Below are 14,490 nucleotides of genomic sequence, written 5' to 3' on the forward strand. Positions count from 1 at the left end.
TAAAGCTATCTTCAAAAAGCCTTAAAGAAATCTTCATGATTTCTATATTACATTCTATTATCTTCTTATTAAAGTATATCATGTTGATTTTGTTTTATCAATATTATCTCTTTTTATTCCAATCATCATTTGAATATTTTTCATACAGCTGTGTTGCAAGTTTCATTTCATAATCAGATAATTCATCTTCATATATTTCTATATTAAAATGTTTCTCTAATGCTTTAATAATATTTTCCTCTAAAATATCTATATCTATTTTAATTCCCAGTTCATTTTCTATTCCACTAGCCTTTTTCAAAGTTATTCTTTTTAGCTTTTCTTTTTTTGACTCATCTATCTTTATAGTAGAAATTAATTTATCTACATCAAAATCAAGAACTATAGAACCATGTTGAAGAATTATACCTTCTTTTCTAGTTTGAGCACTTCCAACTACCTTTTTATTATTTATACTTATCTCATAGTGAGATTTAGAATTAAAACACACAGAGCTTTTATCGCTTTTTATATCTTTATGAGCTCTAGTTAATGGATCTATCTTAACTCCACTCATCTCAAGACCATTTGCAAGTCCTTCACTTATATACCTGTAAGTTTGCATTATTCCTCCATTCATCAATGGATTGTTTTCATCTATTACAATACTATATGTAAGCTCATCGTCATGCAAAACCGCCCTTCCCCCTGTTGTCCTTCTTACAAAATCAATTCCTAATCTTTTACACGTATCTATATCTATTTCTTCTTCCATCTTCTGAAAATATCCTATACTAACACAAGCTGGTTTCCAAGTGTAAAATCTAATAGTGGGATCCACCTTTTTTTCTTTGTATGATTTCATAATAGCTTCATCTATAGCCATATTCATGAATCCATCATATGTTGTATTTCTTATTACTCTCCACTTTTGCACTTATCTCACCTCTATGTTCATTCCAAGTTCTGATATAGCTTTTAAACATTCGTCATCTGTTAGTTCTCTAGAATAATTATATATAGTTCCTCCAGGTCTTTCATTATAATACGGTCTGTTACAGTCTTTACATCCAGATATCAAAAAAGGTATACCTCTTTTTATATCATAATTTTCTTTACGCTTTATATTTTTTATATTTTTTAATTCTCTATTCACAAACTCAAAATCTTCTTTTTTATACCCACACTTAATTAAATATGTCATAAGTTGAACTTTTCTGTAATCCTGTATCCTCGGCTGTTTTTTATTTTCAAGCTTAGTTCCTTTTATAGGTGTAAATGCAAATAAACTTACAGTTACATTATTATCTATCAATTCTTTATATAAATCAAATATATCCTCATGATTCTCTCCAAGGCCTATTATTATATGAGTGCTTATTTTGTCTTTATATCTATTTCCCATTTTTTTTATAAATTGAACTTTTTCATCAAAATTATTTCCCTTTATTTTTTCATATAACTCTTTATTAGCAGCATCTATTGCAAGACCAACATTATCCACACCAATATCAAATAAATTTTTCATTTCTTCTTCAGTCTCAACCTTTGCAGATAATGATATAGGAAATTCAAGACTTGCTTTTATATATCTTATAAACTCCTTAGACATTTCTAACGCTTCATTTGTTCCCATAGCTTGAACACAAATTCGTTTTATATTTCCTCTTCTATAATTTAATAAAGATGCTAGTATATCATCTTTATTATACTTTGGCCAAAGCACTCTGGAGAGTTTATCCTTTCTAGATGTACTCTCTATTGATTGAGAACAAAAAGCACACTTATTATTACACCCATTTCCAATCATTATATAAGCTGTAGTAGGATTAATATCCATAGTGGCATTAACTAATCCAATTTCAATAGCACTTCCATAAGATAAATTGATCATAATACACAACACCTCTCAAATTCTTGTATATTACATTTTATTTTCATAGCTTCCTTTATAGCTTCTTTAGACGGCATTACTATATTGTTTATTCCACTTAATATAGCCATTTTATCTAATTGCTTTCTATATTGCCCTCTAGGCCTCATGCATCCTAAGTTTATATGTATATTTGGAAATTTTATTCTTGCTTCACATATAACATCTATTACATCTTCTATTTTAGGTGGTTGAATCTTTTCAAATTCAGTTCCCTTAGTGGGAATTAGAACTATAAATGTTATACAATCAGGATTCTGAGTTTTCAAATATTCCAAAGCATCGTACTCTCCTTTTATTTGCCCAGAGTCCATACCTATGCAAATATGAGGAACTACTCTTGTATGTTTTTTTAATATTTCGTATGATTTTATATAATCTTCTTTTTTCTTATCTATTTTATATACATTCTTTATAGTTTCATTATTTAATAAAATATCAAACGAAGCTACATCTATATAATCTGATATTTTTTTTACATCATCTTCATCCATAAGCCCTAAATGAGCATTAATTTTATATCCCTTATTTTTTAGATTTTTAATATCTTCTAAATGATTAATAATAGGTACATTCCCATCAAAAGAGCATCCCCCACTTATTAAAAAGCTATCAACATTCCTATGCTTCATCTTTTCGTCTATTTCATTTATATCTGTCATATTCTTAAGATAATGACCATTGCAGTGAGCACACTTCAAGCTACATTCATTTCCTGTGGTTGTAACAGCTAACGTCTTGTTAGGATATGAAAATATAATGTTTTTTCCAAAGTTATTTTCTTTAACCTTAAGAGCTTTAACCATCTTATCTTCAAGCTTCATACTAACACCCCAATGATGCTTTTACACTAGGGAATTTTTCTATATCTGTATGTGGCAAAAAGCACGCTGATATAAATTCATCCATATAGCTTGGATATACACTAAGCTCTACATAAGTCATAGAATCCGAACATTCCTCAAGCTTACATCTTGCATCTTCACTAGTTAAAGCAAGATAACATCCCATTAAAGAGCTATTTCCTATATACGAATACTTATTTTTATCTACATCCGGAAGCATACCTATTAATATAGATTTTTCTATGTTTAAACTACTTCCTATACCTCCCGCTATCAATACCTTATCTATCATATCAAAATCCATACCTAGACTTTCAACCAATGTAATTATTCCAGAATATACTGCTCCCTTTGCCCTTATAAAACTATCTATATCAACCTCTGTTATAGTTATATCACGTTCTATATTATAATCTTCTTTAAATGCAAGTACGTATTCCCCTATTTCATTTTCATCAAATCGTATTCTATTAGAATTTATATTTTCATTTATTTTTCCTCTTCTATCAATAATATTATTTACAAGCATTTCTGCTATTAAATCTATTATTCCAGAACCACATATTCCCTGTGGTTTATCATTCGATATTATACCAAGAGTTGGGTTTAATGTATCTTTATCTATTCTAATTTTCTCAATAGCACCACTTGATGCTCTCATTCCACAACTTATCTCTCCTCCCTCAAATGCAGGACCAGCAGAACAAGCACATGTCATCAAATAATCTTTATTGCCAAATACTATTTCCCCATTAGTTCCCAAATCTATAAACAAAACATTCTCATCAGATGACCAAATTCCTGATGATAATACACCTGCTGTAATGTCGCCACCTACATAACTCGCAACACAAGGAGTTATATATATATACGCATCACTATTAATTTCGATTTCAAGTTCTTTAGCTTGTATATAAGGTGATTTTGAAAATGCTGGTATATAAGGTTCCATTCTCAAATAATCAGGATATACATTCAATAATAAATGAGTCATTGTTGTATTTCCACCAGCTACAAGGGCTGTAATATCATTTTTATCAATGCCTAATTCATTGTACATACTTTCCAATATAGGGTTTATAGTTTCATGTACAATAGCTTTATTTAATTTTTCAAGGCCATCTTTCTTAGTTGAATATATAATCCTATTTATAACATCTGCTCCATACTTTATTTGAGCATTACCCGAAGAAGCTTTAGCTACTATTTTCCCTTTGTAAAGATCTACTATACAAGCTGCAACTGATGTCGTCCCTATATCAAGTGCAACCCCATAAAATTTATCTGTCGTATCACCAGACTCTATATTTACTATATTAGTAGTATTACCTGCTTTTGGTATATGAGTTATTGTCACGTTAAAGTTTCCCTCTCTCAATATATTAGGAATCTTTCTTATAGTTTCTATCTTACAAGTAACCTTTTCATATCCAAAAGTATTTCTTAAATGTCTTTTTATTCTATCAAAATCAGATATATTATCATCAAGATTTGGTAACTCTATAGTTACATAATTTTTTCTAACATACGATTTAAATTCCATATGATTTTTACTTATTAATTGTTTACAATTTTCAAGTAGTTTTTTGTATACATCGCTAGAAGAATCTTCTATTTTCATTTTATTCATAGAAGATGATAATTTACTAGGTACTTCTACTTGTATATCCTCTATAACTTTACTATTACATGCTAGTACATATCCACTATCAAACTCTTCATCCGTTATATGAGTAGTTTTTTTAGTATCTACTCTTCCATTTATAATTTTCACTTTACATTTTCCGCAGGATACATTTCCGTTACAAGGTGCATCTATAAAAATATTCGCTTTTCTAGCTACCTCAAGTAAATTATCTTTATATTTACAGACAACTTCTATATTCTGTGGCATAAACTTTACCTTTATCACTTTATATCCCTCCAAAAAATACTTCCCCAGGAAAGCCCTAGGGAAGTTTATTTTTTTATTTATGCTAAAGCAGTCTCATAATTATTAGAATCTAATAATTCATCCACCTCAGACATATCTTTTATTTTTATTTTTACAATCCATGCATCATATGCATTTTCATTCATATATTCTGGCTCATCATCTAATTTTTCATTTATTTCTAGAACTTCACCAGATATAGGTGCTAATAGATCAGATGCTACCTTTGAAGATTCTACTACTCCGAATTCTTCTCCTTTTTCTATTTCATCTTCTACTTCTGGCATTTCAACAAATAAGATTTCTCCTAATTGATCTTGAGCATAATCAGTAATTCCTATATAAGCTTCATTACCTTCTATTTTTACCCAAGTATGATCTTTAGTATATTTTAAAGTAGATGGATAATTCATACTTATACCCCCTTACATAACTTCTTCCATTTGTAATGCTGGATGACCTTTTTCTTCTAAGAATGCCAATACATCCTCAGATTCAGTAGCTATAGTTTCATCACATATCATATCTGTAAAGTTTTCTATTCCATATAATTCTTGAATAGTAGCATTTAATTTTTCACTTACATAGTCTTTTAATTCTTTTGGCATCCAAACAATTCTTCTATTTCCTTCTTCTGCTGCTACGAACTTCTTAGATGAAATAAATTGTCTACCATGACCCATGAATCCTGGAGTTTGAACTCCTCCACCTGTCATAGATGCAAGTTCTCCAAATGTCATTCCAAGAGGTGTTATTCCTGCATGCTCTCTATTAACTATTACAAGTCCATTAGCTTCTGGCATTATTCCACATATACATTCAAAACATCCACAAGAAGTCATAGGATCTTCCATTATACTGTAAAGTGTTACTCTTTCTACTGCTCCTTGAGAAATTTGAGCTACGGTTTCATTAACAGCACTCCAAACTCCCAATTTTTCATCTTCAATACCATCTTTTGGTACTGGTTGACAAGGTCCTGTAGGATCCAATTCTTTAGTAGCCTTACCATCTAACCAACTTACAGCTCCGCAAAGACCTTGTCTTTCTGGAGTTACTATACATACATGTGCTGGAGCAAATGATTGACATAAGTTGCAAGAATAAAATTCATTTACACTCTCATCTGTTAATGATGCAAGTCTTGAATCCCTTGCTTCATATTTAGCTACAGCATACTTTGCTTTAAGCTCAGATACTTTTTCAGGATCAGTTACTATAGTTATTTGACACTTATCAACAACTGATTCAAACTCATCATGCATCTTAGCATATAAAACTTCACCTATGTGGTTTAATCTAAATCCTTTATCATTGGCTTCTTTACCTATTCTTATCCAAGTTATATCTCTTTGACCTACATGCATTACACCTTCAATGTAATTCATAAAGTAGTGAATACGTCTTTCAAGTACAGGTTCGAAATCATCTTGCATATTCTTACCAGCAATTTCTACAAATACTGCTAAAGGTAATCTTCCTGGTGCATCTTGAATAGTATCTATATCCGGTCCTATTATTTCAATTTTATGATCTTCAACTTCAGAAAGTTCTCTTTTCATTACTAATTCCCAAGATTCAGTTTTTCCTCCACCAAATTCTGCAAACATATCACCTTTTCTAATTCTTTCACCTTCAAATGCTGCTGCAAAAGATACAGGTATAGGAATTTCAGTTATTTTTATCTTTATTCCTCTAGCTTCAAGTGATGTAGCTACGAATTTGTCATAGTCTTTTTGAGTTAAAAGTCTAGTTGGAACTTCAAACACATCTTGATCTGTTATAACAGGGAATCCTAAAGCTATAGCTCCAGCTCCACAAGATACAACAAGCTCACTTAAAGGTCCAAATGCATTTACAAATGCTGGAACTCTATTAAGTGTATAATCTAATAATCCTTCTAAATCTCCTGGTTCTAATCCTCCGAATATAAGAGCCGCTCTAACAGCTACAGATACAACGTGTATTACAGATGTAACATCATATCCTAAAGGTATTACCCTTAAATCAAGACCCATCTTAACATCTGCTTCTATAGCTTGATCTATAACCTTACCAACTAAGAATGTTAAAAGTCCTTTAGATTGATAATCTTTTATAATTTTTGATGCTGTTTCAGCATCAGGACATTCTCCTAATACAACTGCAACACCAGGTATATCTCCTGTAACCAGAGGAACTCCTAGTGAACGAATTATAGGGTCACTTATATGTCCAGCACATGGAGCTTCATAAGGAGCATCCATAGTAGAATATTTTATAGCCTCTATAACTTCAGCAGCAACAGCAGTTCCAAGACCTGCATTAAGTCCATTTTCTAAGTTTTCTTTTTCTTCTCCTATTAAGCTTTTAACAACTCCCAATGCCTTTTGAAGATCAGCAAAACTTTCCATCTTAAGTCCTGTAGCTGCATATATAATAGGAAGTGAATATGCAGTATCAGGAAAAGCAACTTTATGATCAAGTCCTTTTTCTTCTATACTTTTATTTAAAAAATCAGTAGCCGCTTCTAATGCTTGGTTAGATCCTGTGAATATAGTTTTAAATAAACTCATGTTTCTATCCCCCTAAATAATTTATTTTAAATCTCCTATAATTCTAAATAAGAATCAGCATATAATATATTTCCTTTTATAACATCACATGATTTTATTGCCTTCATAAGCTCTTTGTCACATGGATTTATTATAGCTGAGCTAAATCCATTAGCCATAGCCATTGATAAGAAAGCTGAATCAAGTATAGGTCTTATATCTTTTGGAGCTCCATTTGATATATTAGAAAGACCTCCTGTAGTTTTAAGTCCCATTTCAGTCATCATTCTTATAGCTTCTAAAACTTCCATTTGTTTTTCTTGCATTCCCTTTATTACAAGGCAAAGTGGATCAAATAATATATCTTCAGGATCCATTCCAAGCATCATACCTTTTTCAAGTAATTCTGTACAATAACCCATACGTTCATCATTATCTCTAGGAATACCTTCTTTAGCACATAATGCAATACACTTTGCATCATATTCTGCTGCTAAATCCAAAAGATCAATTCTAGGTCCTGCATCAGCAGAGTTTACAAGTGGTTTTCCATTTTCTCTATTATAAACCTTAAGACCAGCTTCTATAGCTTTTTTATTAGCCGTATCAAGAGCTATTGGTATATTGTTGAAGTTTTCTTGAATTAATTTAACTCCCCAAGTCATTAATTCTTCTCCATTTCTTTCAGCGGGTCCTATATTAAAATCTATATAATGAGCTCCTGCATCAATTTGTTCTTTAGCTCTTTTTAAAATTGGCTCAGGATTTTTTTCTTCTAATGCCTTTCTTATACTTGGCGAAATGCAGTGAATTCTCTCTCCTATTATCATAAATCTTTCCATTAATGATTACCCCCTTTTTATAATGAAGGAAGGATTAAATCCTTCCTTTTCAATTAAGCCTTAGCAGTTCTTAATTCTTCATTAAAATCTCTTAAGAATTTAGGAAGTTCCATAGCTTCGTTAGTTCCTATAACAACATCCCATCCAGGTAAATTATCTTCAATATCACCTTTTAAAACAGCTACTTTTCCAGGTATTATAAGTTTTCTACATTTAGTTTGTTCTGATACTCCACTTTCTTTAATAAAGTTTGAAATACTACTTCCTCCAAATTTACCAGCAGCCCAAGCTGTTAAAACAGAATATCCTCCTGCATCTGGTATTGCAAGCCACATTGGAACTTTAGATCTCTCTATCTCTCCAGCTATAATAAAGTAAGTAAGAGCAAAGTCAACAGTTACAAGAACTGGAGAATTTTCATCTGGATTATTTATAGGATAAATCTTAGGTTCAACTCTCATAGGTCTTTGAGGATCTGTATATATATTTTGTCTTAGAGCAAATAATGGAAGCGCTCTAGAATAATCTATATCATCAAGAACTATTATAGATCCATACTTAACTGTGAATAAAGAAGATATAGCAACCTCCATGTACTTATCATCCTTAGCTATTTCATTTGCAAATACAACTGAAGGATATCCAAATGCTCTATCTCCCTCTTTTAAAGCAATTCTTCTTATCTGAACTGCATTAGTAAAAGCTTCCTTAACATTATTACTAGTAGGATCTAAAATTAACTCTTTGTATCCTAATTTGTGAATATCTTCTACTAAACTATATAACTCTTCAAGATTATCAGCTTTAACACCTAATGCTAATTTATCAGCTTTAACAAGTTCTACCATTTCCTTGTAGTTTTCTTTGTTAGCTCCATATACTATAGGATTTTCTCCCTTAACTATTTCAAGAGCTTCTTTTAATACATCTATATCTTCACAAATTAACATATAAGCTACTTTTATTTCACTATTCTTAACTGTGTTTATTAATTTAATATAATTTTCTTTATTACCACTGTATTTTAAGGCCGCTATTTCAACTTTCATTTCTTCGCCGATTCTTATGTAATCAACTTTTTTGATGTTCTCTATTTTATTATTTACAGTTTCATCATCCATAGAATCAGTGAATAATACTGCAAATCTATTTCTATTAACCAAGCTCTTTTCATGTCTGAAAAGTACTGTTTCTCCACCTAATTTATACTCATTTTCACCTTTACCTATAGTTAAAGTTTTCATAGGTGGTGCAGTAGCATCTGAAAGCTTAGCTAATGCTTCATCACTCATATGAGGACATTTTGATATTTCAGCTGCTCCTGCTGCAACCTTCATAGAAAACGCCATACATGTTGGAAATCCACAATCTTTACAGTTTTTCTTTGGAGATAACTTAAATATATCTAATCCTTTTAAAGCCATTTTTCTTTCCCCCTTAACACCTCTATTTATTATGCTAATTCACATACAAATTTTTTCATAGTTTCTAAAGACTTAGGATGACGAAGTATAACTGCGTTCGCTCCCCCCACTATCATGCTAGATGCAGTTGATATTTCCATAGTTATTCCTCTTTCTTCTTTACATCCCCACTCTGGAGCATCTTCAACATCAGCAACAGACTCTTTAACTGACCAAGCTTCAGAAGAAACAGGTGCCATTATAGGCATTTGAAGAGTTTTATCATTTTGACCAAACGCTGCAAGTCTAATTCTATCTAAAGTTGTAGCAACATACTCATATCCATATCCTACAGCAGAACAACCTACATTCATAACTATGTTTTCTTCTTTAACTCCAAGTTGATTTAACAATACATTTAATTGTTTAGCTAAGTTTATATCAACAGAAGACTCAGCTCCTACCTTATGAGGATAGGCAAGTCCAGCTGCTGCTCCTACAGCCTTATAGTTTTCTTCAACTGCTGCTAAGAATAAACAGTTCTTTCCATCAACTGCTGCTGCTACTTTCTCAAATACCTTAGCATCTTTTTCAAAGTTACCACATCCTGAAATAACCAATGGTAACTCAATATTTTCAACTACATCCTTTGCAATTTGTGCACACTCTTCAGCTGATCTATTTAGTCCATTAGGATCAGCTCCTACGAACTTTATGCATATGAAATCAGGTTTCATTTCTTTTTCTACAAATTTAGCCCACTCTACTGAATTTTGAGCTACATCCTTGTATAAATTTTTTAATTCTTCTATCCAATTTTCTGGAAATACATCTAATATTTCTACTCCCATTTTAGGTGTGTTTCCACAATCTCCATCAAAGCTGTAAAATGGCATTACATTTTCTCCACCTAATTTTAAAGCTTTTTCTCCAGTTCCAATTTCAACTTCTGAAATTCTTCCTGCATATTTTTGAACAGACATCTTAAATGCCACAAAAATCGCCCCCTTAATAACTACTTTTTTAAATTTCTATTTTAGATAATATTTCTTTAATAGCTAATTTAGATTTATTGTCTTCTGGTAACTTAACCAGTGGTATTCCACTTGAATCATACTCATATATCATCTCATCCATAGGAACTACACCTATTAAATTCAGACCTTGAATTTCAATTTCTTCTTTTATACCCTCATGTAATTGTCCATCTTTAGCCTTATTAACTATTAACTGTATATTGCTAACTTTTAGATCCAGCTCTTTTACAAGAGATTTTATTCTCCCAACAGCTTGAATACTTCTTCTTGCACAATCACTTACAAGGAATAAAGTATCTATATGTTTAGTAGTTTTTCTACTTAAATGCTCCATACCTGCTTCATTATCTATAACTAAATACTTATAACTATCAGATAATGAATCTGTTTGTTCTCTTAAAACCCCATTAACATAACAGTAACATCCTTGACCTTCTGATCTCCCCATAACCAAAAGATCATATCCATTTCCTTCTGTTATAGAAGTATTTAATTTATACTTTAAATATTGAGCTTTAGTCATACCACCTGGAAATCCATTCCCAGAGATTTCTCTTTGATTTACCTCTTCTCTTATCTCCCCTATAGTACTTCCTACCTCTACTCCTAATACCTCATTTATATTTGCATTTGCATCTGCATCAACAACAAGTATTGGATTTTGTCCTTTTTTTACTAAATTGTCTATTAAAAGCCCTGTCAAGCTAGTTTTTCCAGTTCCACCTTTTCCTGCTACAGCTATTGTATATCCCATAACTCTACCCCCTATCTCATATGATAGACAGAGCTTTTAATAAAGCTCTATCTTTATTAAGCGTCAGCTTTTGCTTTTGTAACTGAGTGTACACATTCTCCATGTACATCATGTAAAGCTTCCATCAATCCCTCTGATAATGTTGGATGTGGATGAATAACATCTCCTACTTGTTCTACAGTAAGACCTAAGTGAACAGCTAAAGTAAGCTCTGTTAGCAAATCTGTAGCATGAGGACCAACTATAGACGCTCCTACTACCTTATCTTCATTATCTGCTAATATCTTTATAAATCCTTGGAATTTTCCTATTGCTTGAGCTTTTCCAAGTCCTCTAAACTCAAATTTACCTATTTTATACTGTATACCTTTTTCCTGTAATTGCTTTTCAGTCAATCCAACTCCTGCAACCTCAGGTTCTGTATATACGCATCTTGGAATAGCTGTATAATCTATCTTTTTATCTTTTCCAAGAGCGTTCTGAACTGCTACCATACCTTCCTTAGAAGCTACATGAGCAAGGAATGGACTATTTACTATATCACCTATTGCAAAAATTCCCTCTACATTTGTTTGCATCTTTTCATCTACTACTATTTTTCCTCTTTCTACTTCAATTCCAAGATCTTCTATTCCTAAGTTCTCAAGATAAGGTTTTCTACCGACAGAAACTAACATAATATCAGCTTCTACAGATTTCCCATTATCCAGATTTGCTACAATTTTTTCACCTTCAATATTACATTTTTGTATTTTTTTACCTGTTAATAGTTTAATTTTATCCTTTTTAAAGCTTCTTTGCAACTGTTTAGCGACATCTTTATCTTCAAAAGGAAGAACTTGATCATTCATTTCAACAATTGAAACTTCAGTTCCTAAAGTTCTAAAGAATTGACCAAACTCACATCCAATTACTCCTCCACCAACTATCAACATAGATTTTGGAAGTTCTTTTAAATTCAATGCCTCATCACTAGTTATAACCTTTTCTCCATCATATGGAAACATAGGAGGTACTATAGGAACCGATCCTGTTGCAAGTATTATTTTATCCGCTTTTATTACTTCTTTTGATCCATCCTCTTTAGAAACTTCTATTTCATTCTTACTAATTAATTTTCCAAATCCGTTCACAAGCTTTACGCCTTTTTTATCAAATAAAAATTCTATTCCTTTTACAAGTTGATCTACGATTTTATCTTTTCTATTCATCATAGATTCAAAATTAGCATCTATAGTGCCATCTATATTAATACCATAGCTTTTAGACTCTCTCACATTCATCAACATCTCTGAACATGCCAGCAAGGCCTTAGTAGGTATGCATCCAACATTTAAGCAAGTTCCACCTACTTTTCTCTTTTCTATTAAGGTAACATCTGCACCCATCATAGATGCTTTAATAGCCGCTACATATCCCCCTGGGCCTCCGCCTATTACTGCTATTTTCATCTAAAATCCCCCAACTTTCTCTATTTTTATACATTTTTCGTGTATATTTATGCATAGATATGTATAAATAAAGCCATCCTACTGTTTTTGTGTTAAAACAACATATGACTGTCTAATAATTTTTATTGAGTAATTCTATAATCCAGCAGCATCTAATATTGCTGGTACATTTTCTTCTGCTCCAATTGCCATTATGTGCACTCCATCACATAAGCCTTCTTCTCTTAATTGTTTTATAAATTCTCCAGAAATTTTAATTCCCTCTTGAACTCTTGCATTTGCCTTTAATTTCTTTATTTCTTTTTCTGTTGCTCCATCTGGTATTTCTACATTATTAGCAGCAGCCTTTATTCTTTCTATAACTTCTTCTGGTACATATATTCCCGGAACATTAGCATTCATAAATCTAGCCATTCCAACATTTTTTAGAGGTATTATTCCAGCTAATACTTTGCAATCTAAATGTTTAGTTTTTTCTCTAAACTCTTTCATAGTATCTATATCAAATATAGCTTGAGTTTGGAAGAATTTAGCCCCTGCTTTTATCTTCTTTTCCATTTTAAGTATTTGTACTTCAAGCGGAGCATATCTTGGAGTTACGCAAGCTCCTAAGTAAAATTCAGGTTTACCTTTTAATTCATTTCCAACCATATCAGATCCACCCATTAGCATCTCAGCTGTTTGAAGTATTCCTACTGAATCTAAATCATAAACAGGCTTTGCTCCTGGATGGTCCCCAACTACTGTATGATCTCCTGTTAAAGCTAACATATTCTTAATTTCAAATAAACCAGCAGATAACAATTCTCCCTGTATAGCTATTCTATTTCTATCTCTTCCTGTCATTTGAAGAACAGGTTCAAGACCCTCATCCTTTAAAACCTTACATGTAGCAAGTGATGTTGTTCTCATAACTGCTGATTGAAAATCCGTTACATTTACTCCGTGCACTCTTCCCTTTATCATTCCCGCACACTCTATTAAGTGTTTAAAATCAATACCTTTAGGCGGAGCCATTTCAGCTGTAACACCAAATTCTCCATTTTCTAAAGCTTTTCTTAATAAGCTCATCTCAAATCCCCCTTTTAAACCTTCTAAGCTTTCGCTAATTCTTCTTTTTTCTTTAAGTTTATATGTCTTGGATTTGCACATTTTTTATAATCTTTAGCTGGTCTTATATTAGTTAAATTATCTAGTTGATCCAATTCTTTTAATCTCTCATATATTTTTATCCATGCACAATCATTTTCTGGATTAACCTCACATTTTCCATCCTTAGCACCACCACATGCACCATTCAATAATCCCTTAGCACACATAGTAACTGGACAAATGCCGCCAGTCCATCCAAGCTCACATTCTCCACAAGCTTTACAAGATTCAGAGAATTGGCCAACTCTTTCAATTTCTCCAATAAACATAGTATTATTTCCTGGATACACTGGAATTTTAACATTCTTAGCTACTGTTTGTGTTCCGTCTCCACAAGCTAAAGAAATTATAGCATCAGCTTCTTTTAATTCTTCTTTTAGAGATTTCAAGTCTTTTTTTACTTTTAATACATTACATGATGGATCTAAAAGTTTCACCCCTAAAACTTCTTTTCCATTCTCTTGTAATATATTTTTCATTTCTTCAATTTCTTCTTCTCCGCCGACCTTACAAGTTGTTGCACATAGTGAACATCCTGTAACTATTACTTTTTGAGCACCCTTTATGTATTCTAATACTTCCTCTAAAGGTTTTTTCTCTGAAATTATCATCTCTATTCCCCCCTCT

The 14,490-nt window shown here is 31.8% G+C and carries 13 protein-coding genes; all 13 read right to left on the bottom strand.

Annotated elements, in window-relative coordinates; translation table 11 throughout:
- Positions 1-103 precede the first annotated feature (103 nt).
- Positions 104-916, bottom strand: a complete 813-nt coding sequence (locus P4S50_RS13845) for a lipoate--protein ligase family protein (RefSeq protein ID WP_277731389.1) — start codon at positions 914-916, stop codon at positions 104-106.
- Positions 917-1,873, bottom strand: a complete 957-nt coding sequence (locus tag P4S50_RS13850; RefSeq protein ID WP_277731390.1) for a radical SAM protein — start codon at positions 1,871-1,873, stop codon at positions 917-919.
- Positions 1,870-2,736 carry a radical SAM protein gene (locus P4S50_RS13855; RefSeq protein WP_277731391.1) on the bottom strand — a complete coding sequence of 289 codons (867 nt, stop codon included), beginning with the start codon at positions 2,734-2,736 and terminating at the stop codon, positions 1,870-1,872. The genes P4S50_RS13850 and P4S50_RS13855 overlap by 4 nt, the downstream gene beginning before the upstream one ends.
- A gap of 1 nt (position 2,737) precedes the next feature.
- Positions 2,738-4,669: a corrinoid activation/regeneration protein AcsV gene (acsV, locus tag P4S50_RS13860; RefSeq protein WP_277731392.1), complete on the bottom strand. Its 1,932-nt coding sequence runs from the start codon at positions 4,667-4,669 to the stop codon at positions 2,738-2,740.
- A 59-nt stretch (positions 4,670-4,728) separates the two neighbouring features.
- A complete protein-coding gene (gcvH, locus tag P4S50_RS13865) occupies positions 4,729-5,103 on the bottom strand; it encodes a glycine cleavage system protein GcvH (RefSeq protein WP_277731393.1) in 375 nt (124 codons plus the stop codon).
- A gap of 12 nt (positions 5,104-5,115) precedes the next feature.
- A complete protein-coding gene (gene acsB / locus P4S50_RS13870) occupies positions 5,116-7,245 on the bottom strand; it encodes an acetyl-CoA decarbonylase/synthase complex subunit alpha/beta (RefSeq protein ID WP_277731394.1) in 2,130 nt (709 codons plus the stop codon).
- A gap of 35 nt (positions 7,246-7,280) precedes the next feature.
- Complete coding sequence (gene acsE, locus P4S50_RS13875; protein WP_277731395.1) at positions 7,281-8,066, bottom strand: carbon monoxide dehydrogenase/acetyl-CoA synthase methytransferase subunit; 786 nt, start codon at positions 8,064-8,066, stop codon at positions 7,281-7,283.
- Between the two features lie 53 nt (positions 8,067-8,119).
- Positions 8,120-9,490, bottom strand: coding sequence for an acetyl-CoA decarbonylase/synthase complex subunit gamma (gene acsC, locus P4S50_RS13880; RefSeq protein ID WP_277731397.1), 1,371 nt, complete (start codon positions 9,488-9,490; stop codon positions 8,120-8,122).
- Between the two features lie 29 nt (positions 9,491-9,519).
- Entirely contained in the window at positions 9,520-10,464 is a 945-nt protein-coding gene (acsD, locus tag P4S50_RS13885) for an acetyl-CoA decarbonylase/synthase complex subunit delta (RefSeq protein WP_277731398.1), read from the bottom strand.
- A gap of 28 nt (positions 10,465-10,492) precedes the next feature.
- Positions 10,493-11,260 (bottom strand): ATP-binding protein, encoded by a 768-nt coding sequence (locus tag P4S50_RS13890; protein ID WP_277731399.1) that lies wholly within the window; start codon positions 11,258-11,260, stop codon positions 10,493-10,495.
- Positions 11,261-11,316: 56 nt separating this feature from the next.
- Complete coding sequence (lpdA, locus tag P4S50_RS13895; protein ID WP_277731400.1) at positions 11,317-12,711, bottom strand: dihydrolipoyl dehydrogenase; 1,395 nt, start codon at positions 12,709-12,711, stop codon at positions 11,317-11,319.
- Between the two features lie 135 nt (positions 12,712-12,846).
- A complete protein-coding gene (locus tag P4S50_RS13900) occupies positions 12,847-13,782 on the bottom strand; it encodes a methylenetetrahydrofolate reductase (RefSeq protein ID WP_277731401.1) in 936 nt (311 codons plus the stop codon).
- Positions 13,783-13,805: 23 nt separating this feature from the next.
- On the bottom strand, positions 13,806-14,474 hold the full coding sequence (locus tag P4S50_RS13905; protein ID WP_277731402.1) for a methylenetetrahydrofolate reductase C-terminal domain-containing protein: 669 nt from the start codon (positions 14,472-14,474) through the stop codon (positions 13,806-13,808).
- Positions 14,475-14,490: the final 16 nt, after the last annotated feature.

Origin of the sequence: Tepidibacter hydrothermalis (genome assembly GCF_029542625.1) — a bacterium.
Classification (GTDB): domain Bacteria; phylum Bacillota; class Clostridia; order Peptostreptococcales; family Peptostreptococcaceae; genus Tepidibacter_A; species Tepidibacter_A hydrothermalis.